Annotated in this window: 17 protein-coding genes and 2 pseudogenes; 6 read left to right on the forward strand and 13 right to left on the reverse strand. The window is 43.0% G+C overall.

The genetic code is table 11. From position 1 onward, the window contains the following. The first annotated feature begins 23 nt into the window (after positions 1-23). Positions 24-902 carry an NAD(P)-dependent oxidoreductase gene (locus tag IM475_RS08690; RefSeq protein ID WP_287727301.1) on the forward strand — a complete coding sequence of 293 codons (879 nt, stop codon included), beginning with the start codon at positions 24-26 and terminating at the stop codon, positions 900-902. On the opposite strand, the gene IM475_RS08695 is transcribed toward IM475_RS08690, so the two are convergent. The 4 genes from IM475_RS08695 to ribD form a co-directional block, all read right to left on the reverse strand. Then, positions 899-1,249, reverse strand: coding sequence for a 4a-hydroxytetrahydrobiopterin dehydratase (locus tag IM475_RS08695; RefSeq protein WP_287727302.1), 351 nt, complete (start codon positions 1,247-1,249; stop codon positions 899-901). The genes IM475_RS08690 and IM475_RS08695 overlap by 4 nt on opposite strands. Positions 1,250-1,309: 60 nt before the next feature. Next, positions 1,310-2,812, reverse strand: a complete 1,503-nt coding sequence (locus IM475_RS08700; RefSeq protein ID WP_287727303.1) for a DEAD/DEAH box helicase — start codon at positions 2,810-2,812, stop codon at positions 1,310-1,312. Between the two features lie 318 nt (positions 2,813-3,130). Next, a complete protein-coding gene (htpG, locus tag IM475_RS08705; protein ID WP_287727340.1) occupies positions 3,131-5,104 on the reverse strand; it encodes a molecular chaperone HtpG in 1,974 nt (657 codons plus the stop codon). Between the two features lie 259 nt (positions 5,105-5,363). Then, complete coding sequence (gene ribD / locus IM475_RS08710) at positions 5,364-6,461, reverse strand: bifunctional diaminohydroxyphosphoribosylaminopyrimidine deaminase/5-amino-6-(5-phosphoribosylamino)uracil reductase RibD (protein WP_287727304.1); 1,098 nt, start codon at positions 6,459-6,461, stop codon at positions 5,364-5,366. Positions 6,462-6,886: 425 nt separating this feature from the next. Between ribD and IM475_RS08715 the strand changes: the two genes are divergently transcribed. From IM475_RS08715 to IM475_RS08725, 3 genes are all read left to right on the forward strand, one after another. Next, the gene (locus IM475_RS08715) at positions 6,887-8,323 is read left to right on the forward strand and encodes an ammonium transporter (protein WP_287727305.1); all 1,437 of its coding nucleotides are present in this window, start codon (positions 6,887-6,889) and stop codon (positions 8,321-8,323) included. 175 nt (positions 8,324-8,498) lie between these two features. Further along, entirely contained in the window at positions 8,499-9,923 is a 1,425-nt protein-coding gene (locus IM475_RS08720) for an ammonium transporter (RefSeq protein ID WP_287727306.1), read from the forward strand. 60 nt (positions 9,924-9,983) lie between these two features. Continuing rightward, positions 9,984-10,196 (forward strand): hypothetical protein, encoded by a 213-nt coding sequence (locus IM475_RS08725; protein WP_287727307.1) that lies wholly within the window; start codon positions 9,984-9,986, stop codon positions 10,194-10,196. Positions 10,197-10,329: 133 nt separating this feature from the next. Here IM475_RS08725 and IM475_RS08730 read toward each other — a convergent pair. Continuing rightward, positions 10,330-11,180 (reverse strand): annotated as a pseudogene (locus IM475_RS08730) (transposase). A gap of 17 nt (positions 11,181-11,197) precedes the next feature. Between IM475_RS08730 and IM475_RS22950 the strand changes: the two are divergent. Further along, positions 11,198-11,499 (forward strand): annotated as a pseudogene (locus IM475_RS22950) (hypothetical protein); the annotation flags it as partial. Positions 11,500-11,645: 146 nt separating this feature from the next. On the opposite strand, the gene IM475_RS08740 reads toward IM475_RS22950, so the two are convergent. Then, complete coding sequence (locus tag IM475_RS08740) at positions 11,646-12,680, reverse strand: hypothetical protein (protein ID WP_287727308.1); 1,035 nt, start codon at positions 12,678-12,680, stop codon at positions 11,646-11,648. Between the two features lie 377 nt (positions 12,681-13,057). Between IM475_RS08740 and IM475_RS08745 the strand changes: the two genes are divergently transcribed. After that, on the forward strand, positions 13,058-13,924 hold the full coding sequence (locus IM475_RS08745) for a 6-pyruvoyl trahydropterin synthase family protein (protein ID WP_287657821.1): 867 nt from the start codon (positions 13,058-13,060) through the stop codon (positions 13,922-13,924). A gap of 61 nt (positions 13,925-13,985) precedes the next feature. Here IM475_RS08745 and IM475_RS08750 read toward each other — a convergent pair whose 3' ends face one another. From IM475_RS08750 to IM475_RS08780, 7 genes are all read right to left on the reverse strand, one after another. After that, complete coding sequence (locus tag IM475_RS08750) at positions 13,986-14,795, reverse strand: SDR family NAD(P)-dependent oxidoreductase (RefSeq protein ID WP_287727309.1); 810 nt, start codon at positions 14,793-14,795, stop codon at positions 13,986-13,988. Positions 14,796-15,509: 714 nt separating this feature from the next. Continuing rightward, the gene (locus IM475_RS08755; protein ID WP_287727310.1) at positions 15,510-16,685 is read right to left on the reverse strand and encodes a hybrid sensor histidine kinase/response regulator; all 1,176 of its coding nucleotides are present in this window, start codon (positions 16,683-16,685) and stop codon (positions 15,510-15,512) included. Positions 16,686-16,884: 199 nt separating this feature from the next. After that, a complete protein-coding gene (locus IM475_RS08760) occupies positions 16,885-17,331 on the reverse strand; it encodes a response regulator (RefSeq protein ID WP_002758488.1) in 447 nt (148 codons plus the stop codon). Continuing rightward, a complete protein-coding gene (locus IM475_RS08765; RefSeq protein WP_287727311.1) occupies positions 17,270-19,576 on the reverse strand; it encodes a sensor histidine kinase in 2,307 nt (768 codons plus the stop codon). Before IM475_RS08765 ends, IM475_RS08760 begins: the two co-directional genes overlap by 62 nt. A 388-nt stretch (positions 19,577-19,964) precedes the next feature. Further along, positions 19,965-20,246 carry a type II toxin-antitoxin system RelE/ParE family toxin gene (locus tag IM475_RS08770; protein WP_004163338.1) on the reverse strand — a complete coding sequence of 94 codons (282 nt, stop codon included), beginning with the start codon at positions 20,244-20,246 and terminating at the stop codon, positions 19,965-19,967. Continuing rightward, positions 20,243-20,467 (reverse strand): hypothetical protein, encoded by a 225-nt coding sequence (locus tag IM475_RS08775; protein ID WP_002784870.1) that lies wholly within the window; start codon positions 20,465-20,467, stop codon positions 20,243-20,245. The genes IM475_RS08770 and IM475_RS08775 overlap by 4 nt, the downstream gene beginning before the upstream one ends. 152 nt (positions 20,468-20,619) lie before the next feature. Further along, complete coding sequence (locus IM475_RS08780) at positions 20,620-22,671, reverse strand: M3 family metallopeptidase (RefSeq protein WP_287727312.1); 2,052 nt, start codon at positions 22,669-22,671, stop codon at positions 20,620-20,622. Positions 22,672-23,006 lie beyond the last annotated feature (335 nt).

Below are 23,006 nucleotides of genomic sequence, written 5' to 3' on the forward strand. Positions count from 1 at the left end.
CCTTTCCCTTGATTACCAAAATTATGAGTCAAAAAATTGCCTTTTTAGGATTAGGAGTAATGGGAGCGCCAATGACGGCTAATCTTGTCCGTCAAGGTTTTGCCGTCAATGCTTGGAATCGTACCCCAGAGGCGCCGGGGATAACCATTGCTGGGGCAGCAGGTGCGAACATTTGTTCTAATATTGCCGCCGCCGTCAGGGATGCCGAGATTGTCTTTACCTGCGTCGGGGATGTGCCTGACGTGGAAGCGGTAATTTTCGGACCTGGGGGTGTCATGGAATCGGCAGCGGTGGGAACTCTGGTGGTGGATATGAGTACCATTGGCTCTCAAGCCGCTAGGATGATTGGTAAAAAGCTAGAGGAAAATAATCTCCGTTTTCTCGATGCTCCCGTCTCTGGGGGCGATATTGGGGCGAAAAACGGCAGTTTAACTATTATGGTGGGGGGGAAAGAAGCGGATTTTCAGACTTGTTTGCCCTGTTTTCAAGCCATGGGCAAAACTATTCGCTGGTGTGGTGAAATTGGCAACGGACAAGCGGTAAAACTCTGTAATCAAGTCTTGGGGGCGGTTCACATGGTGGCGCTGTGTGAGGCTCTAAAAATGGCAAAAATTCAAGGATTAGACCCCAATTTAGTCATAGAAGTCTGTAAAACGGGGGCGGCGGGTTCTTGGGCTTTGGAAAATTTGGGACCAAAAATCCTCGCCCAAGATTTACAGCCAGCTTTTATGATTGAACATATTTTAAAAGATTTGCGATTAGTTAAAGAAACTGCCCAGACAGCCGGGGAAATTCTGCCCGGGACAGATTTAGCGGAAACTCTATTTAAAGTAGTAGCGGAATTGGACGAAGGCAAGGGAATTAAACAGGGAACCCAAGCGATGATTCGCGCCTACGATTAAGCATTTTGTTGGCGATAAATATCATCGGTACGGGCAGCCATGATGAAATCATTTTGATGTAATCCCCCCACGTCATGGGTCCACCAAGAAACGGTAACTTTACCCCATTCTGTCAATAAAGCGGGGTGATGGCCTTCTTTTTCCGCCGCTTCTCCCACGGCATTAGTAAAGGCGATTGCCCCTTGAAAATTGGCAAATTTATAGAGTTTTTGCAGACGGGGAATACCCTCGTATTCTAAGAGATTCCAATCGGGAATTTTAGCCTGTAAAGCGGTAATTTCCTCGTCCGTGATAGGAGAAGAACCCGATTGATAAGGTTGACATTTTTGTTGGGCAAGTTCGGTCATAGGGGTATCAATTAAGATTTTTTATCTTTATTATAGAGGAAAATCCCCCAGAGAAATTTTCTATTCTTCCTCTGACTCCGGAGAACTTACCCAAGGGGTAGAAGATTCGGCAGCTTTCGGGAAAGAAAAAGATTTTTTCGGAGCAGAAGGCAATAATTCCAATTGTCGATTACCGGTTTTATAGCTAGTTTTATTTTTCTGCTCTCCCCGTCGTCGTTGGGAGGTTTTTTCCTCCGTGGTATTTTCGGCTATCACTTCATACAAAATCGCCCGTTTATCCTCTTGTTGGCCTTTTCTTAAAACCCGTCCTAAACGCTGAATATATTCCCTGGTGGAACCGGTTCCCGATAAAATAATCGCGATGCGCGCTTCCGGCACATCAACCCCTTCATTGAGAACATGGGAAGTCACCAGAATTTTGTATTCTCCCTGACGAAAACGGGTCAGGATTTCATGGCGTTCTTTCACGGGAGTTTGATGGGTTATGGCAGGTATTAAAAAGCTCTCGGAAATGCGGTAAACTGTGGCATTATCGTTGGTAAAAATTAAAATTGGTTCCGGATAGTGTTCACAGATTAACTCGGCTAAAACCCGCAATTTACCCTGGGTTCCAGAGGATATTTCCTTCGACTCCCGGTGCGCTAACATGGCCCGGCGCCCTTCGCTACTTCTGGCACTAATCATAACAAAATTTTGCCAACCATCTAAACCAGACAAACTGAGATTATTTTTTCTTAAAAAATCATTGCGAATTTTAATTGCTTCTTGATATTTTTCCTGTTCTTTGGCAGATAGTTTCACTTTAATTTGAATTATTTCATGATCGGCTAGGGCTTTTCCTGACAAGTCTTGGGGACTTTTTTGATAAACAATTGTACCGATAAGATAATCTAAATCCTGATGACTACCATCACCGCGATCCGGTGTTGCTGTTAAGCCTAAACGATAGGGCGCGATCGAATCTTCCGCTATTTTCCGAAAGAAATCCGATGGTAAATGATGACATTCATCAAAAATTAAAAAAGCGTAACGATTGCCAAGAGTTTCTGAATAAATTGCCGCACTTTGATAAGTGGCGATTAAAATAGCACTATTATCCTTAGAACCTCCCCCTAATAATCCCACCTCGGCATCGGGAAAAGCCGCCAACATCTGGGCATACCACTGGTGCATTAAATCAATAGTCGGCACGATAATTAAGGTGCTGCGGGGAGTCGATTGTAGAGCTAATTGGGCAAGATAGGTTTTGCCGGCAGCGGTGGGAAGGACGATAACACCCCTTCTCTGGGATTTTTTCCAAGCGATTAACGCTTCAGTTTGGTGGGGGTAGGGTTCCCGTTCAAAACTGGCAATTAATTCTAAATTGTTGAAAGCTTTTGCTTCATCTTGGAAGTTAATGCCCTCCTCCTGTAGAGTTTCCACGAGAGGACGATAATGAATGGCCAAAATGCGAAATCTTTCAATACGATCATCCCAAGTGGCAAAATCTAGCCATTTTTTCCCTTTTGGTGGTGGATGGAGAATTAAGGTTCCTCGCTCATATTTGAGGGTGGGTAAGCGCATTTTTCAGTTATCAGTTATCAGTTATCAGTTATCAGTAAACAGTTATCAGTAAACAGTAAACAGTATAAGTGAACTGAAAACTTACATCTGATAACTGATAAGTACCTAAGCAAAATTAATTACACATATCTAACCACCTCTTGCCTCTTGCCTCTTGCCTATCTTCACTAGGAAATTAATTTTGCACGACTACTTAACTGATTCAAGGCTGACGGCGGCAAGATAGCTTATCGTTAGATCATATTGATCGGGCTAAAAAAATAGAGTGTGAATTAACACACTCTTAGCATATCGAAACAGCTAAAGTTTGGCAATAGATTAAATCTTTTCGGTTAGCTTAGTCAGAACGCGATTGGAACGTTCCACAAAAGCTTGCATTCCCTCGGCATCAAATCCTTTTTGAGCGATTAAAGCTAAATCATAAACGTGCTGACAGAGCATTTTCGCTAATTGCGCCGATGGAGATTCGCCGCTACCGGTAACAATACTTCCCTGACTAATCTGGACAATCTGTTGAATTAGGGGATGATTAGTATTAATCATCAGAATATGTTCTTCGGGGAAAGCCATGGCTTTTTGTTGCATCATTGCCGTCATTTCCTGTAAGCGTCGCATCGCTTCTGGAAGTAAGACAATTGCTGGGGGAGTACCTTGGGGATCATCGGATTTCAAGGCTTCAGTTTTGATATTGATGCGGGAATTATCGAGAGCTTTGGCGAAGATTTCTTTGATCAATTCAGCCCGGGTTTTATTACTGGCGGGATCGATAATTTCACTAGCTTGATCCTGTTCGAGCAGCGTCGAGTCTAATTCAGAATCAACCCGGGTGAATTTCACATCGGAGTATTCTCTTTCTAGGAAAGGAATAAAGTAATTAGTATCGATGAAAGAATCAAAGAAAAGGATTTCTAAGCCTTGATTTTTGTAGAGTTCAACGTAGGTGGATTGGCTACGAGGATCGGTACAGTAAAAAACTCGATTTTCGTGGCGTTCTTTATGGCGTTCTAGGTAGGCTTTGAGAGTAGTATAACCTTCCTGTTCGATCGCTTCTAGGGGAGTTTTCGCCGTTGCTTCTTGCCATGCGTCACCTTCGGCGGTTTGCACTTCCACTTGTACTGGGGTTTCTGGGGGTTTGTAGGTAGTGCGATAGATTAAAATATCTTCTACCTGCTGTTTAAATTTATCCTCTTTCAAGGAACCAAATTTAATAAAGTTTCCCACATCTCCCCAACAACGAATATATTCTTTTGCGTCTTCGTTGTAGAGAGATTTGAGGCGATCAGCAATTTTTTTGGCAATAAAATCGGCAATACGGCGAACGGTGCGATCTTTGGTTAAAGCACTTCGAGACACATTTAAAGGAATATCTGGACTATCGATAACTCCTCGCAAGGGTATCAGGAAATCGGGAATAATTTCTTCGCAATGATCGCTGACAAAAACCTGATTACAGAATAACTTTAATTGTCCTTTTGAGACATCCACATCCGGTCTTAGTTTGGGAAAATAAAGAATGCCATTGAGCAAGAAAGGATAATCGGTATTCAGATGTACCCAGAGTAAAGGTTCTTCTTGGAAAGGATAGAGATAACGATAGAATTCTAGGTAGTCTTCTTTCGTCAGATTTTGAGGAGATTCTTTCCATAAAGCCCGTTGTTGATTAATCACTTCCCCATCAATTTTAATGGGAACAGGCATAAAATCCGAGTAGGTTTTGACTAACTGGCGAATGCGGGCAGGTTCTAAATATTCCCCTTCCTCATCCATTAAAGTTAGGGTGATAGTGGTGCCGATTTGGCTGCGGGAAGAATCGGTTAGTTCAAACTCTGGAGAACCATCACAGCACCAATGGACAGGGGTAGCACCTTCCTGATAGGAAAGAGTATCAATTTCTACCTTTTTAGCCACCATAAAAGCCGAATAGAAACCTAGTCCAAAATGACCGATTAAATCGTTGGCTGATTTTTGGTATTTATTGATAAATTCTTCCGCACTGGAAAAGGCAACTTGGTTAATATATTTCTTGATTTCTTCCCCCGTCATCCCGATCCCATTATCGGTAATTGATAGGGTACGATTTTCTTTATCGATGGCGAGATTAATTTCTGGTTCGGGGAATTCTCCTCTTGCTTCTCCTGCTAAAGAAGCCATTTTTAATTTCGAGATGGCATCAACACTATTGGATATCAATTCCCGTAGAAAAATTTCATGGTCGGTGTAGAGAGATTTTTTGATAATAGGGAAGATATTCTCGGTATGAATCGTGATATTACCTTTTTCGAGTACCGTCATACGTTCAATCACTAAGGGTTTGACTATTCTAACTTTTTTATTTTGCTCGATAATGGCACCATTGATCACAGAGCGATTGCCCAACTTCTTCTAGGGTGATAACCGTACCGATAAAGGCATTTAACGGCAGCAGGGCGATTTCTAGAACTCGATCACAAAAATTAGGGGTAGGTGCCAGATTACCGCAGTTATTGATGACTTTTTGACTTTTGCAAGCGGTTGCTTGAGATTTGCCGATTGAGCCAGAATTGCAGTAGCTCTACTGTTTACTTTGCAGATATCCCTCAATCAAAATATCGGGATTGAGATAATTAACCGTGACATTTTCTAGCTGTAAAGCTTGGCTCATTAACTGGAAACCTAAATCACCCACGGCAGTGGGTGCCTGGATTCCCCCGATGATTTTGGGCGCAATAAAAGCGATAATTTTTTGTACCATGCCCTCAGCGATCGCTGCCGCACTTAAACCGCCGCCGCACTCCCACAAAACCTGACAAAATCCCCTCTGATAAAGATTTTCCATCACTAAAGTGGGCGTCACCTCGGTGAGTTCGATCACTTCCACGCCTTTTGTTAATAATTGTTGCTTAAGCTTGACATTGGCATCAATTTGTGTATAAACAAGCGTGGGAAATTGACTGGTATCCCAAAGATGGGCCGAGGGAGGTAAATCGAGCGATCGAGTCATGACCACGCGCAGGGGATTATGATCAGAGAGGCCGTGAGTGGTGAGGTGGGGATTATCTTGACGGACAGTGCTACCGCCGACGATAATCGCATCACAAGCCGATCGCAATTGATGGACGATTTGGCGAGAAGCGGGGCTAGTAATCCAAGTGCTATGACCGCTAGTAGCGGCAATTTTGCCATCGAGAGTCATGGCATATTTGAGAATACCGAAGGGTTTTTTAGCGGTGATGCGATGGATAAAACCCTGATTGAGTTGACGACATTCGGACTCCTCCACCCCCACCAGCGTCTCGATCCCTGCCGATTCTAGTCTTTGAATGCCTTTCCCCGCCACCAGGGGATTAGGATCGATCATCCCTACCACCACTTTTTTAATGCCTGCTCGCACAATTGCCTCGCTACAGGGGGGAGTACGTCCATAGTGGTTACAGGGTTCAAGATTGACGTATAAAGTGGCACCACGGGCTTTTTCTGCTGCCTGTCTCAGGGCGAAAACTTCTGCATGGGGTTGTCCGGCCCCTGGGTGAAAACCTTCGCCGATAATTGTACCCTCTTGAACGATCACAGAACCGACTAAGGGATTAGGAGAAGTCCGCCCCAAGGCTTGCCTAGCAAGGGTTAGACATCTTTGCATCATTGTGCGATCGAATTCCGTTGCTTGGGCCATGGTTTATTTCTCCAAAGGAGGGGAGAGTTTTCAGTGATCAGTAAACAGTAATCAGTGATCAGTGGGAATTATAGATTATGAATTATCAATTGGCAGATGGGCAGATGGCAGCGCCAGAGTTGGGAGAATAAATAAAAATAATCTCCTGACGACCGACGACCGATAGCTAAAAAGCTGATCACTTCTCTACTATTATTATTTTAAAATGAAATGTATCAAAGAATACAGAAATCTCAAATAAAAAAAAACAAAGATCGAAAAACGTTGACTACTCACACATCAAGATAAATTCCTAGCTGTTTGGTCTTCTGAAATGATTGACCTCTGTTCCTAGGATTTAGCGGTTGAACGGACATAATTGCTCGGTAATTATTTTCAAAAGTAATGAATCGACCTACTAACTCAACAAAGTAAACGAATTAACGATGAAACGAATTGCTCGAAAATCTGGGGAACTTGTCGGTTTATTACCGAAAATTAACCCTGTCTGGTTAGCCTGTGTTCCCTTGTCTGCGATTATTTTTGTGGTTTGGAACACGGCCGTACAGGCCCAAGATGCGAAACCCCTAACCCCCGAAGATGTGCAAAATGCCCTCAATACCATCTGGGTTTTAATTGCCGCCATCCTCGTGATCTTTATGAATGCGGGTTTTGCGATGCTAGAAACGGGATTCTGTCGCCAGAAAAACGCCGTTAACGTTCTCGCCAAAAACCTGATCGTTTTCGCCCTCTCCACCATATCATTTTGGGCGATCGGTTTCTCCCTGATGTTCGGGTCTGTCAGTAACGAATTTTTCGGTACAGGAGGCTGGTTCCTTAGCAGTAGCGATCCTGCCACCTACGTTATGCCTGCCTCTTTGCCCACCTCAGTGTTCTTCCTGTTCCAAGTCGCTTTCGCGGGAACGGCGGCAACCATTGTATCTGGGGCGGTGGCAGAACGGATTAAATTCACCGATTTCCTCGTTTTTAGCTTAATTATCGTCGGTATCATGTACCCGATCACCGGTCACTGGGTGTGGGGTGGCGGTTGGTTAGCTGACCTTGGTTTTAAAGACTTCGCCGGTTCGACGGTGGTTCACTCGGTGGGTGGTTGGTCTGCCTTAACCGGGGCGGCAATTCTCGGCCCGAGAATGGGTAAATATATCAACGGTCGCACCAATGCCTTACCCGGTCATAACATGAGTATTGCGACCTTGGGTTGTTTAATTCTCTGGATTGGCTGGTTTGGTTTTAACCCCGGTTCTACTTTAGCGGTTAATGAAACTGTACCCTATATCGCTGTCACCACTAACCTCGCCGGGGCTGCGGGTGGCATTGCCGCTACCTTTACCGCTTGGTTCAAAGATGGTAAACCCGACCTTTCGATGATTATTAACGGTATTCTGGCCGGTTTAGTAGCCGTTACTGCCGGTTGTGATGGTGTATCCTATTGGTCGGCGGCAATCATCGGTTTAATTGCCGGTGTAGTCGTGGTTTACTCGGTGGCTTTCTTCGATAACCTGAAAATTGATGACCCCGTGGGTGCGACTTCCGTTCACCTCGTCTGTGGTGTGTTTGGAACTTTAGCCGTCGGTATCTTCAACAAAGATGCGGGTTTAATCACCGGTCAATTCCAACTGTTTATTAACCAAATTATCGGAATTGTGGCAGTAGGGGCATTTACCGTGATTGTTAGTGGTATTGTTTGGACAATCCTCAAGGCTACCCTCGGTATTCGTGTTACTCCCGAAGAAGAAATGGAAGGTTTGGATGTGGGTGAACACGGAATGGAAGCCTATAGCGGTTTCGTCAAGGAGTCCGATATCGTTACTGGCGGCCATTATGCTTCCAGTGTTGACATGGAAACGCCTAGTACTCGTTAGGGTAAACCTTGTAAAGATAGATTAATTTACCCCCGACAAAGTTAAAGAGAAAAGGAAGAAGGCCTCGCCCCGATGCGATCGGTGGCTACAATTACCTTCTAAACCTTTTCTCTTTCGGTTTTTTGTCTCTTTCCGGACAGAAAAAATTAATCTTGCTACTAGGCACCAACCGTCAATGAAAAAGATCGTAGGAATAACCATACTTTTGCTGGGACTGGGATTCAATTTCGGAGTTGCCCCGGTTTTTGCGGAAACCATCGCCGCCGCTCCCCCCAATCCGATTAGTGCTGGAGATACCGCTTGGATGCTGATCTCGTCGGCCTTAGTTTTATTAATGACCCCCGGACTGGCTTTTTTTTATGGGGGTTTAGTACGTTCGCGTAACGTCCTCAACACCATGATGATGAGTTTGGTGGCCATGGGCGTAATTGGTGTAACTTGGGTGCTTTGGGGTTATAGTCTTGCTTTTGATGTCACCCCGGGTAAAAGTGGCTTTGGTGAAGGGATCGAAGCTTTTATCGGTGGTCTGGATTGGATTTTTCTCAACGGTGTCACCGCGGCCGCACCTGACAATATCGGTTATGCACCCACCGTTCCCCATCAAGTGTTTATGGTCTATCAGATGATGTTCGCCATCATCACCCCGGCTTTAATTTCAGGGGCGATCGTGGAACGGGTTAACTTTAAAGCCTATTTTTGGTTTTTACTGCTTTGGTCCACCTTTATCTATTCTCCCCTAGCTCACTGGGTTTGGGGTAAGGGTTGGTTAGCAGCCACTGGGGCGCTGGATTTCGCCGGTGGAACCGTTGTTCACATTAGTTCTGGGATTTCCGCACTGGTGGCCGCCTGGATGATCGGTCCGCGGCGTAGTTTTGGTGTCCAAACCTATGCACCCCATAATGTGCCGTTTGTTCTTCTGGGTATCGGTTTACTCTGGTTCGGTTGGTTTGGTTTTAATGGGGGTAGCGCGCTTTCCTCTAGTTCCCTAGCCACGACAGCTTTTGTTAATACCAGTATCGCAGCTTCGGCTGGTGGTTTGACATGGATGCTTATAGAATGGATTCTACGCGGTAAACCGACGGCGATCGGCATTGCTAGTGGATTTTTAGGGGGATTAGTCGGTATTACTCCCGCTGCCGGTTATGTGCTGCCGATCGGGGCGATTCTCATTGGTTCGATCACTGCCCTTACCTGTTTTTTTGCGGTTAGTCTGCGGGCAAAATTGCGCTTTGATGATTCTTTGGATACCTATCCCGTCCATGGTGTCGGCGGGACCATAGGTGCGCTGCTTACGGGGCTTTTTGCCACAAAATCAGTTAATTCAGCCGGAAATGATGGTTTGTTTTTTGGGAATCCGGGGTTACTGTGGACGCAATTTGTTGGCGTTGCCGCTACTTATATCTTTGCGGCCGTGGGTACTTTTGTGATTCTGAAAGTTCTTGGTTTATTTATGGAGCTGCGGGTTAAACCGAATACGGAAGCAGAAGGGTTAGATGTTCCTGAACACGGAGAGGAAGCCTACGGACAAGAATTCGAGTTTGGTAGCAGCCTTTCCTACCAAGAAAATTCTCCGACCACAAATCCTCGAGAAAATTATTAGCGATTCAATCGGCTATCAGTCCGGCTAACAGAGGCGAAATTTCGTCTCTGTGAAACTGGGTTGAACAATTCCGTTTTTGGTCGTCTTGTCTCTGTCACCGGGGGTTGTGATCCTGTCCGTCACTGGCAAAGAATGCTCGCTCTTTACTATCCAGAGATTCTCGAAGACCCAAAAACTCTCCGCCAAGGCTTAATGATACCAAATCCCTTGAGTATAGGCTACCTATCAGGAGAGGCACTCATGCAACAGGCACTTATGGAAAAGGGTGAATAAATAATCAGTTTTTAATAACCAGATTTAGTACGATTCATTCTGCGAATCTAATTCTTTTTTTTGCTACCTTTAATCGCTGATGAGGTAAGCTAGGGAGCAGGGGGATCTTCTGGTTTTCGTGTGTTAATTTTTGTTATGAATTAAAGCAAGCAAACAGCTTAAGTCGAAGATGTTCAAAATTGGTAAATCCATAACTTATTCTTTTAATAAGCTTTATTTTGGTATTCATTCCCTCAATTAATCCGTTGGTTGTATGATTTTCAAAGTAATTACAGATACCCGACAAATGCTTCTGGATCATACTGGCACTACTTTGATCTAATATTCCGCCTATTCTTATCCATTTTTCCAATTTTCTCTCAGCACCTTTGAACGTTCTACAACCTTGATAAATTTGTCTAATTTCTTCTTTCATTTCGTCGGCTATTCCCAAGCATAGATGTTCTTTCAAGATAACTTCTAGTTGTTGTTTTTGCTCGTCCTTTAAGTCCTCTTTATTCTTCCATAATAAATGAGGTAATCCTTTAAGCTTATTCGTTTTGGTGCTTCCCACTCTTCCTTTTCTAGTTCTTTAGCAAAGTGATTAAATATTAACTGAACTTCTTCCCATCCTAACCCTTCTTCTCGACTTATTTCTTCGATACTACAATTTTTTACTCTCTCATAAATCATCGATTCATAGCGGATTGTATGATGCTGTCTTAATCTCATCAAACTCAGTCTTTCGCTCATATACTTTTGGCAATTTTGACAATGAAACTGGCGGCGTGGTACTTCTAAATATACTCGATTGCCTAATATTGACAAATCTCTGACTAGATTATACTCTGTCTGATTGATTCTGTCCAAGGTTTCATGGCAATTCGGACATTCAATTGTTTCATTTAAAAGGGCGAGCTTTAGGAAAATTGTCTGCTCAATTTTTTGATAATTGACCACTGTGACATTTGGTAAATCGAGGAGTTGCTCAAAATTTATCCAGATAACCCACCTCCTGTTCTGTGTTACTATTATACCACACTCACACAGAACCTAGAAGAGCCGAAAACGTCACAGAAACTCGCCTTTTATCACCCAAAGGAACCTTCCCTGCCAAAGTTGTCAAAGTTATTGACGACTATAAATTAGTAATGAATAGAGGTGAAATTAGTCGAATTCGAGAAGGTCAAAGAATGATGGTTTATCCTATCGATGACGAAGAAATATTAGATGCGCATACTGGCGAATCTTTGGGTTATCTTGATTTAGTACAGGAAGGGTAATTTTCGTTCAAGATAAAATATCTATAATTGAAACCGATCAGAAAAAAACCTATAGAAAAAGTGTCAAGTCAATCTCAGTAACTACTCAACTACTCGCCATCTAAGAGAGATAAGTGAATACTACCCCAAAAACTGGGTAAAAAGAGGACTTCAAAGATTACTGTCCCCAATCACCGAGAACCATTGGCTATTGAGGAGTGATGATTTTCAGGGTTTTCATTTGCAGTTGATTCAATTTCAACAGGAGACGACGACGCAAAAAGAACTGTTCTTGTTGCCAGAGAGAAAGGGAACACCATTGATTATAGGCGGGAACACATTCATTTAAGATAAACTGATGCCAACAATGAACAAGATGGCTAATAGTCACGGTTTTCGACCTTTCTTGATAATGAGATTTTATTTGCTGCCTTAAGTAATTGTCGTCCCGCAATTTTTTGAGATAATAAATAACATCATTCTCATTATTAGCAGTAAAGAAATCTAGCTCACTTTTGTACTCTGCTTGAAAAGCGGATTCAGTTCCTAAAATAGCAGGAACAGCTGCTAACCAGGCATTATAGAGTTTAGTGGCGGGTTTCCAAGGATAAGTTTCCTTTGAGTCGAAACGACGAACAGCGATGATTGCATCTACTTGACGATAATCATGCCAAAACTTATCATTAGTTTGAATGCACCAGTTTAAACCTAAATTATCTACCTGCCGTTGCCATTCCGGTTTGCGTAAGGGGGGAGCTAAATTGGAAGTAAGGCCAAAATAAACTACATTTTCAAACCGATCGCCCCGTTGAGGATCACGAGGAATTAAGCCTGGTTGAGTCCAATGGGGTAAAAAGTATCGCTTACCGGGTAAAAGATAGCGATCTTCGGCTATTGATTGTATATAAAGTTGAGAAGCAGTTAATTCCTGTCGATTTTGGACAATATGAATTTGAGCGTAGGGTTGAGGATTTTGATCCCCTTTAACACAAGCCAGTAATAACTTGGGATAGGGTTGAAAATCATAAGCTAACGATTCTCGATGACCAATTACAATACCTTCTTTAGGGATAGTATCTACTAATTCACAGGGAAAGTTCGATTCGCGTAATCGCAAATAAGTTTGTAAAATCCAAGCCAATGAACCTCGACCCGTTCGTAATTGATCGGCGTGATCGGGCAAAGGGTCGGGTCGATGGGAAGCGGGAAGATGAAAATAAATAGGAGGTATTTGCTCGACCATAAATTATAGGACTTACGCATTGACAAAGTGCCGATTCAGAGCTGAAGTGCAACGAAGTCTGAAGTATGTTTGTAGAATACTTGATCGGGAGTTTGATAGTCAAGGGATTTTCGGCCTTGCTGATTTGAGACTTGAATCTTCTTTTGTGGGATTTTTAAAACCTAGACCCAAACTAACTTTTGGATACGATGCACGGTTGGCATTAATACCTTGATTCAGCAACGCCAATTTTCTGACTAGAAGCTCACAGCGATCGCACCCTGCTGGAATTGAGGGATAACTTTCCCCGGTCCGCAAGCCAGAGGAGACAAAACTGGTTTATGCTAGAAAGGGTTACTCTTAACGTAACTTTACAAAGTCATTGATCGCCCACATTTATGGATTGCATCATCAATCGTCGAGCGCGGTTTTCAGCCAGCCATCGCTATTATCTACCAGAATGGGACGAAGCCGAAAATCAAAGACGTTTTGGTCTTGGTAGCCGTTTTCCCGGTCATGGTCACAATTACGAATTATACGTCTCCGTATACAAAGAACTCAATCTTTATGGCATGGTGGAGAATCTCTCCACCGTGAAACAGGTAATTAAACGAGAGATAACCAGTCAATTAGACTACTCCTATCTCAATCAAGTCTGGCCGGAATTTCAGCAAACCCTACCCACCACAGAAAATATCGCTAGAGTTATCTGGCAAAGATTAGCACCCTATTTACCATTGGTCAAAATTCAACTATTTGAACACCCCGAATTGTGGGCAGAATATCAAGGAAAAGATATGGAAGCAACTTTAACTGTCAAAACCCATTTTAGTGCCGCTCATCGTTTGGCTTTACCGCAATTAACCCTCGAACAAAACTCGGAAATCTACGGCAAATGCGCCAGGGTAAACGGTCATGGCCATAATTATCACCTAGAAGTATCCGTGGCGGGAGAAATCGATCCCCGCACCGGTATGATTGTGGATCTAGGGGATTTACAAAAAGTGATCGATGAATTGGTAGTAGAACCCTTCGATCATGCTTTTTTAAATAAGGATATTCCCTACTTTGCCGAAGTGGTTCCCACCGCCGAAAATATTGCCTTACATATCGCTCAACTATTAGAAGAACCGATCCGCCAATTAGGAGCCGAATTAGATAAAGTTAAACTGATTGAAAGTCCCAATAATTCTGCGGAAATCCACTGTCGTGGTTCGGTTCAAGCTCCCCGACAACTTCTAGAAAAAACCCTGACAGCCGTTTAATTGCCTGTTGGTGAAGGTGATTAGGGTGAGCCATGCTCACCCTGATAGATTTAATCAAACCCTAGTTAAACACTTCTCGCCATCCTCGCTTTCCTTTGCTTTGGCGTAAGGGAGAAGCTAAATCGACAATTTTCTCAAGCAGTTTCGGGGCCAATTTTTGACACCAAAGAGCTAGATGACTTTGCCAACCGACGACAATTTCTGTTTTTTGCCTATTTAACCCGGTAATTAGAGTTTGGGCGACTTCTTCGGCGCTCATCGGCTTTAACCATCGAAATAACTGCAATTCTCGCACCATATCCGTATCGGTTAAAGAGGGTAAGAGGGTGACAACTTTGATGTTGTGTTCCCGTAATTCCGACCTGAGAGCTTGACTAAAACCCAAAATGGCAAATTTGGTGGCCGAGTAGGTAGCGAAGCTAGGAGCGGCAATTTTACCCATCATGCTGGAAACATTGACAATCGTTCCCTGTCCCCTAATTGCCATCCGGCGGGCAATTAAGCGAGTAACTGTGTACATGGCCATCAGATTTAAAGATATTTCTGCTTGCACTTGCGAAAATTGCGAGCGTAGAAAGGGGGTTTGATGGGCAATACCGGCACAGTTAACGAGGATATCAATGCCACGGCATTCTTGCCAAACGCGGATAATTGAAGGACTAACAAGGTCATTTTCGGTTAAATCTAGGGCTAAAGGTGTGGCAATGACCCCTAGGGACTCAATTTCTTTGGCTAGTTTTTCTAATCGCTCTTGATCTCTGGCAACAATCACAATTCTGCTTAAACCTTGTCGGGCTAATTCTAAGGCGATCGCACGTCCGATACCCCGGGATGCTCCCGTGACTAGGGCTGTTTTTCCCTGTAATTTCATGATCAAACTCCTGTTTTAAGCAACAGTACAGAAATTTATTGGTTTTGCTTCTGAAATCTTTTATTTGTGCATCTATGCCCTACATAAGTAGTGAAGCAATCGAGGGATAGATGGATAGGTTAGGGTGCATGGGATTTTTCCTCCTTCAAAGCGCACTCTTGAACCCACGGTAACAGTTGTCTTTACAAACAGCAATCTTTTTTAACACTTTTCCGCAAAATCACTCGATCGGATGAACGCTCAGGGTGATCCTCATACTAAATCCGTTAAGTAGGGTTTGCTGAATAAAGGTGAAATGTAGGCAAGGTAAGGGTTTTGTGGCTTTTCTCGCGAAACAGGTGCAAGATTTTGAGAGAATCGTGCTTCAAAACCTTGCGTCTTCATCGGCCCGCGTCCTGTAGGGGCGAAGCATTCGGATAAAAAATCTACGGTTTCACCGATAGGTTATTGCCCGAATGCTTCGCCCGTACTTTGTCAGCAAACCCTAAGTATAGGTGACATATCAGGATAGTCAAAAGGCAAGAGGCAAGAGGCAAAAGGGGGAATAGATAATCAGTTTTTAATAACTGGATTTAGTATCAATCTGATGGAAGGGGAGAAGGGAGAGGGGAGAGGTAGGGTTGATTCATGAATCAACCCTACTATGAATCAACCCTAGGGGAGAGGAGAGAGGGGCAGCAGAAAAAAAATTGTGGTGCCACCCTATTGTTGATCTCAATTTAGGTGTTCAATGTCGGTAATAATCGGTAAAATTACCGTGATCTTTGTGCCTTTTCCTTCCTCACTTTCTAGGTGAATTTGTCCTTTGTGCGCTTCCACACAGCGCCCGACAATGGCTAATCCTAATCCCGTTCCTTGAATATTATCGACATTGCTACCGCGATAAAAAGGTTTAAATAAATGTTCTTGATCTTTGCTGGGAATACCAATCCCTCGATCGATAATTTTAAAGACTACCTGCTCGGATTCGACAATAATCTTAAATTCTACCTGGTTCCCTTGGGGTGAATATTTGAGAGCATTTCCCAGTAAATTTGTCAAGATATGTTTAATTAAATTAATATCCCAAAGTCCTCTTTCTAAGCTCCCCTCAATTTGGAAAATAATTGCTAATTGCGGCTCTGGCTTAACCGTAAAAGATTCTACCAATTTCTGACAATAATCCAGCAAATCCACCGGATCAAATTGACAGTATAATCTCCCGGAATCGGCCCGGCCAATTAATAACACTTCTGTGAGCAATTGATCCATGTCTTTAATGGCCGATCGAATCATGCGAAAATAGCTAACTTGCTGATCTTTTGTCAACCGATCGCGACTTTCTTCTAATAATCCAGCCGAGAGTAAAATTTTATTTAAAGGATTGCGAAAATCGTGGGATAACATGGAAACAAATTCAGTTTTTAACTGATTTAATTCCTGAGCTTTTTCCAGTTGATTAGTGCGTTCAATCACGCTCATTTTTAAAGCTTCGTTCGATTCTCGTAAAGCTTCCTCCATCTGTTTTCGCTCGATCGCATAACATAGCGATCGAGTTAAAATTTCTAAACTTACTTCTCTTTTAATTAAATAATCCTGCGCTCCCTGACGTAGTGCTGCCAAAGCTAAATTATCATCATTAGTATTAGTTAAAACCACGATTGGTAATTTCGGAGCCGTAATTAAAAGGGGAGCTAAGGATTCCAAACCCTGACTATCTGGTAAAGTTAGATCTAATAAAATTACATCAAAATTTGTTTGTTGTAACAGGGAAATAGCCTCGGATAATCTTGAGACATTAACCAGATGAAATTCTTTTTTTTCATTACCCTTAAGAATTTCCTTTAATAATCGAGCTTCGGCTAAATTATCCTCGATTAAAAGAACTTTTATATCCTGCGAGAGTCCCATTTTTTAATCAAGAGTTAAAGAGATTTGGGAGGTTAGGAAGTGGGAAGATTTTTCAGTGTTGCCAAAGGCACGGCGTAGCCGTCCAGTAAACAGTAAACAGTGAAAAGAAAGCTCCGAACTTGCCACTTGATACTATTAACTGAAAACTCAAACCTGATAACTGATAACTGATAACTGATAACTGATAACTGATAATGATTCACTCCCCGGGTAAAGTAGCGGTTTCTAACCAAAAAGCCTCGATATTTTTGACAATTTTGAACAAATCGTTGAGATTGCGCGACTTGGTTATATAACAATTAACGTGCAGTTCATAGCTATAAAAAATATCCTCCTCGTTGCGAGAAGTGGTTAAAACCACCACAGGAATTCTTTTTAAACTGGGATCGTTTTTTATTTCCGCTAATACCTCCCGTCCGTCTTTTCTGGGTAAATTCAGATCGAGAAGAATCAGATTAGGACGGGGAGAATCGAGATACTCCCCTTCTCGACGCAGATAATCCATGGCGTTGACACCATCCCTAACGATAACTAATTCGTGCGGGACGGTGCTAGTTTTTAATGCCTCTTGGATGAGGCGAATATCAGCTTTGCTGTCCTCCACTAATAAGATAATTTTGTGTGGCACGTCCTCGCCAGCGCTCACGCTCGTTACCTCCTAGGGGAATTGTAAAATAGAAAACCGCTCCTTTACCTAATTGGGATTCTACCCAAATTCGTCCGCGATGACACTCGATAATTTTCTTGCAAATCGCCAAACCCATACCTGTGCCGGGGTACTCGTCGCGGGTGTGCAGTCGTTGGAAAATCACGAAAATGCGTTCGGAAAATCGGGGATCGATACCAATTCCATTATCGGTGACAGAGAACAGCCATTCCTCCTCTTGACGTTGGGCAGCAATATGAATAGTGGGAGTTGCTTTTCCCCGGAATTTAATGGCATTACCGATGAGATTTTGGAACAATTGCATTAACTGGGTTTTATCTGCCATGACAATTGGCAAAGGATCAACGGTGATTATAGCTTGACTTTCCTGAATTCTCCCTTTCAGGTTAGCGAGAGCTTTTTCCAGTGCCAGATTAGCATCGATGGTATTAAACTCTACCGCCTGCATATCCACTTTTGAGTAAGCCAGCACATCATCTATTAATGTTTGCATCAAGCTGACACCTTCGACGGCAAAAGTAATAAATTCTTTAGCATCTTCGTCCAGTTCTTCGGTGTAGCGCATTTCTAGCAACTGCACATAGTTGGCGACTTGATTGAGGGGTTCCTGTAAATCGTGGGAAGCGACGTAGGCGAATTTTTTTAATTCGGCGTTCGATAGTTCCAAATCCCGCGCTAAACGTGCCAATTCATCGGCTTGTTTTAAGATGATATTGACGATCGCTTTTCGTAATTCTAGTGCCGCGTTGATTTCTACTGCTTTCCAGGGTAAAGATTTCAAGCGAACGGTTTCTTTCCAGAGGGAGAAAGATTTACGCGGACAGAGACGAATATCACCATCTATGGCAGTCGTTTCGATCGCTTTACCCGGATCACCACCCCAGTTCACGGTTTGAATTACTTCCGGACGAAACCAGAGGAGATAATTACGTTTAGAAATGGGAATTGCTAGTAAACCACTGGCAATGTCTTTAAACTTACCCGCATCGGCATAAATTCGCGGTAAGGAATTAGTATAGTAAACATCTTCATGGACGTTTTTTTCTAGCCAAGTAATCAGATAGTTTAATTCTTCTTCGCTCGGTGTTACTCCAATTAAGGTATAGTTACCACCTAAGCAAATAGCGGCTCCCGTGGCTTTAGTTAGATCGAGCAGATTCGGTTTATGGGCAATTAATCCATCAATAAAGTTATTAGCTTCCGCCATATAATCGATTAATTGCGATTGCACAAAGCTTAATTTTACTCGATAGTCATAATCCTCGGTTTCTTCCCGTGCCGATATTTCCGAAAAAATTACCCTTCCTAAGAACTCACAAGCTTTACGGAGTTCGTAGGGTACATATTTGGGGGTACGGTGATGACAGGCAATAATACCCCAAAGACGTTTATTTTCAATCAGAGAAATGGTTAGAGATGCTCCCACTCCCATATTATGCAGGTATTCTAAATGACAGGGAGAAGCACTTCTAAGACTGGACAGGGTTAAATTTAAGGGTTGTTGGGTTTCGGGATGAAGACTAGGCACTAGATCGACGGGTTCAGAGGTAGCATCGGGAATCTGTCGAATCCAATTAGCACTTAATAAATTTCGTGCCGGGAGAGGGATATCGGAAGCGGGATAACGTAAACCGAGATAGGGTTCTAGTTGCTCTATTTTGTCTTCTGCTATCACATCACCGTTATCTTCTTCGTCGAATTTGTATAACATAACTCGATCGAATCCTGTCATTTTTCTGACTTCTTTAACGATGATATTACAGAAATCTTTCAGGCTACGGGTGGCTTCAATTTTATCGATCGAAGTTTTGGCTAGGTGATAGAATCTCAGGAAAGGAATGTTTTCATAGGAAATAGCTGGTTCTAACTCTAAAATCAGCATTTGTTCGGCGTTGCGGTGAAAAATAGCATCAAAGACGGCAAAATCATCCCCTTTAACCCGCGCCCAAATTTTGGAGGGATTGATAGCATCAAAATCGTTATTTTCTATGGCTGATTTCAGAGGATCGATCTGAAAGGGATCGAAGATTTCCTCTAGGGTTTTACCGATAATTTCCCCCGGAGAAATGCCCAATAAACTGCGGCTATTACTGCTAGTTTGGCTGACTTTTAGCTCCGGTTCGCTGAGAACTAAAAGCACCCCGTGCGGTTGAATTCGGTTATAGAGATGGATCGGTTCCCGTTCGAGCGAAGTTGGGTTAATTGTCTCGGTTATAACTTCCATGTGTATTGCCCCCAGAGGATTTTTGCCAAGTTGAAAACTCTTTGTTTATTAAAACTATTTCTTCTCACTTTCAGGGAGCGATCGAGAATAAATTTACTTCTCTTAATCCCAGTCCATCAAAAGTAATAAAACTTTAATTAATCAGTTATCTATCGATCGAGCAGTTCTGTTCAGTTCCCTTTATTATAATCAGTTTTTCTCTGAGAATCTAGGGTAATTTGTTAAGAATTAAGAGTTAATGTTACAAGGGACAGATAATTCTTAATAAAAATATACAGTAGTTAAGGGGTTTCAGACCCAAAAATTTCCAGGAACGCACGCTAGAAAAGTAGGCGATATCGCACTGTAATTATACAATTGATAAGCAAGAACAAATTCAAGAGATAAATTAGTAAACTTGATCGTGTTTTCCAATATCAACTATAACAATTAAAGTTTCTCCTGAATCAGTATCTTGACGAAAAGTAAAAATAATACGGCAATCGTAACTAACAGAACATGACCAATAACCTTCTAATCTACCTGTCAGCTTATGAGATTTTAAAGAAGGGGTGAAGGGATTATCTTCTAACAAATGTAGAACCTCTGATACCTTGCTTTGTAGTTGAGGATTTTTGCTGATTAAGCGTTGAAAAGCTCTTTTAAAGCTTTTGTCAGCAACTAATTTTATTCTTCTTCATCCTCTAACAAATAAGCCATTATCTCTTCAGCACTGCCTTTTTTTGCTGTTCCCATTGCTAAAGATTTTAAGGTTTCTTCGCCATTTTTAGCCATCTCCTCCCGGCGTTTCTCAATGCGTCTTTTACGAATTAGCTCAAACAAATAATCTTGGTCTTCAATGGATAGACTCTCTACCGATTCGATAATATCTTGAAAAAATGCGATACTCATTACAGTTTCCTCCTGTTAGTTAACTTTTTTTTCCTGATATGTTATCACAATATATTCAAGTAGGGTGCGTCAGACAATCCCTTGTTTTTAGGGAAAAAATCAAGAGCTAAATATTGCCGTAACGCACCACAAAAAAAAGTTTTTGACTACTTTTATAAGCCGCTATGACGGAGGAGAGGCTCGGTACTAGGTTCGCGACCGCGGAAAGCTTTAAAAACATTCATAGGATGAGAACTTCCCCCCATAGCTAAGACAGTATCGCGAAAACGGCGGCCGATCGCTTTCACTGCTTCTTCGTTATCTAATCCCACTTCCTCGAAAGCGGCAAAAGCATCGGCGCTGAGAACTTCTGCCCATTTATAACTATAGTAACCCGCCGCATAACCGCCAGCGAAAATATGCCCAAAAGAACACAAGAAAGCATCTTCCGGTAGAGGAGGAATTATTGTCGTCGTCGCCGCTAAACGCTGTCTGACTTGTTTAGGAGTTTCGCCGCCATTGGGTTGATAACGATGGTGTAATTCCAAATCTACTAAAGACAAATGTAACTGACGCAGCATGGCCGAACCGCTCATATAATTCTTAGCTAGAAGCAGTTTTTGGTAGTAATGTTCGGGGAGAGTTTCACCCGTTTCGTAGTGTTTGGCCATACTCATTAAAGTAGGGCGATCATAACACCAATTTTCCATAAATTGACTGGGCAATTCCACCGCGTCCCACTCAACGTTATTAATACCCGCTGCGCCAGAATAATCCACAGTGGTTAACATATGCTGTAAACCGTGGCCAAATTCGTGAAATAGGGTAGTTACCTCCTCAAAGGTCATTAAACTGGGGTTTCCGTCCACTGGAGGCGTTTGATTGCAGATTAAATAAGCCACGGGTAAACGCACCTCGGTGCCGGTTTTGGCCCGACCGATACAGACATCCATCCAAGCGCCGCCGCGTTTTTCGGCGGGACGACTGTAGGCATCGAGGTAGAAGTAGGCGATTTTTTCGCCCTTTTCGTCGTTAATCTGGAAATAACGCACATCGGGATGCCAGATAGGTGCTTTACCGTCGGCAGCGATAATTTCTACCCCAAAAATCCGTTTAGCGAGGCTAAATATGCCTTCTAAAACCCGTGGTAGGGGGAAATAGGGGCGTAATTCCTCGGCACTAAAGTTAAACTTGGCCTGACGCTGTTTTTCTGACCAATAGGCTATATCCCAATGCTTGAGATCGTCGGTTCCCGCAAAAGTTTTTAAGGCCTCTAAATCCTGTTTTGCCGCTTCATAGCTTACTTGGCGTAAATTGTCAAGCAATTTCTCGATTTCATCCACAGAATTGGCCATTTTCCGGGCAAGACTAACCTCGGCGTAGGTACTATAACCTAAAAGATGGGCTTGTTCCTGACGAAGTTGCAAAATGCGATCGATTAAGGGATTATTATCCAATTCTCCCAGATCGGCCCGACTAACGTAGGCTTTATAGAGTTTTTCGCGCAATTCCCGATTATCGCTGTATTTCATAAAGGGGAAATAACTGGGAAAATCGAGGGTAATCACCCAGGGGCCAGTTTCGCTGCTGGCGTTAGTTTCCCCTTGGCCCCGGGCGGTTTGGGCGGCTAAACTAAGGAGACTAGGGGGTAAACCGGCGATATCTTCTGGGGTTGTTAGTTTCAGTTGAAAAGCTTTGGTGGCATCGAGGATGTTATTAGAAAATTTCGTGGTGATTTCCGCTAATTCCAGTTGAATCGCGTTAAATCTGTCTTTTTTCTCCCCTACTAATCCCACCCCGGCCAATTGAGCATCCCGCAGGGAAGCTTCGACAATGCGCTGTTGTGCCTCGTCTAATTGCCCCCAGCTTTCCCCTTGGCGCAGGGACAAAAATGCCTCATAAATGGGTTTACTTTGGCTTAAACGGCTAATAAACTCGACTACCTGTGGTTGTACGGTTTCGTAAGCTTGACGCAATTCCGGGCTATTTTTTACCCCCATCAGATGACCGATAATCCCCCAACTCCAGCTTAAACGTTCTTCGATCCGGGTGAGGGGTTCGACCAATTTTTCCCAGGTGGGGATAATCTGCGCTTCTAGTTCGGTTAATTCTCTGGCCAGTTCCTGCAAAAGTTGCGTCATCCCAGGGACAATCAGGCCGGGTTGGATTTGGTCAAAAGCCGGTAATCCTTGACCGGCAAGCAGCGGGTTACTGGTATTCGTCATAATTTTTGGTCTGCAAGGGCGAGTAATCTGTATCTTTTACTACCCTAACCCAAATCCCCAACCATCTATCTGGGCGATCGATTGCCGGAGCTTTTTCAGTGATCAGTGGGGTGTGGGGTGTGGGAAGTGGGGAGGTGGGGAAGTGGGGAAATTGAACTAAAACCCCAAAACCCTAAAACTCCAACACCTAAAACCTGACTCCTGACTCCTGACTCCTAACCCAATGTGGGGCAAAGATAAGCAAAAATTATCTATTGACTGCACAAGATTGAGAATATTTAAATTAACATTCCGCAATATTTACAAATTCTTAAAAATTAATTGAGAAAGATTTT

The organism is Microcystis sp. M061S2 (assembly GCF_020245605.1).
Taxonomy (GTDB): Bacteria; Cyanobacteriota; Cyanobacteriia; order Cyanobacteriales; family Microcystaceae; genus Microcystis.

Bases quoted from the DNA above. Each gene is read 5' to 3' on its own strand.
- IM475_RS08740 (WP_287727308.1), bottom strand. From the start codon at position 12,680: ATGGTCGAGCAAATACCTCCTATTTATTTTCATCTTCCCGCTTCCCAT.
- ribD (WP_287727304.1), bottom strand. From the start codon at position 6,461: ATGGCCCAAGCAACGGAATTCGATCGCACAATGATGCAAAGATGTCTA.
- IM475_RS08755 (WP_287727310.1), bottom strand. From the start codon at position 16,685: ATGGGACTCTCGCAGGATATAAAAGTTCTTTTAATCGAGGATAATTTA.
- htpG (WP_287727340.1), bottom strand. From the start codon at position 5,104: ATGACGGTACTCGAAAAAGGTAATATCACGATTCATACCGAGAATATC.
- IM475_RS08745 (WP_287657821.1), top strand. From the start codon at position 13,058: ATGGATTGCATCATCAATCGTCGAGCGCGGTTTTCAGCCAGCCATCGC.
- IM475_RS08720 (WP_287727306.1), top strand. From the start codon at position 8,499: ATGAAAAAGATCGTAGGAATAACCATACTTTTGCTGGGACTGGGATTC.
- IM475_RS08765 (WP_287727311.1), bottom strand. From the start codon at position 19,576: ATGGAAGTTATAACCGAGACAATTAACCCAACTTCGCTCGAACGGGAA.
- IM475_RS08715 (WP_287727305.1), top strand. From the start codon at position 6,887: ATGAAACGAATTGCTCGAAAATCTGGGGAACTTGTCGGTTTATTACCG.
- IM475_RS08780 (WP_287727312.1), bottom strand. From the start codon at position 22,671: ATGACGAATACCAGTAACCCGCTGCTTGCCGGTCAAGGATTACCGGCT.
- IM475_RS08775 (WP_002784870.1), bottom strand. From the start codon at position 20,467: ATGAGTATCGCATTTTTTCAAGATATTATCGAATCGGTAGAGAGTCTA.
- IM475_RS08750 (WP_287727309.1), bottom strand. From the start codon at position 14,795: ATGAAATTACAGGGAAAAACAGCCCTAGTCACGGGAGCATCCCGGGGT.
- IM475_RS08690 (WP_287727301.1), top strand. From the start codon at position 24: ATGAGTCAAAAAATTGCCTTTTTAGGATTAGGAGTAATGGGAGCGCCA.
- IM475_RS08700 (WP_287727303.1), bottom strand. From the start codon at position 2,812: ATGCGCTTACCCACCCTCAAATATGAGCGAGGAACCTTAATTCTCCAT.
- IM475_RS08695 (WP_287727302.1), bottom strand. From the start codon at position 1,249: ATGACCGAACTTGCCCAACAAAAATGTCAACCTTATCAATCGGGTTCT.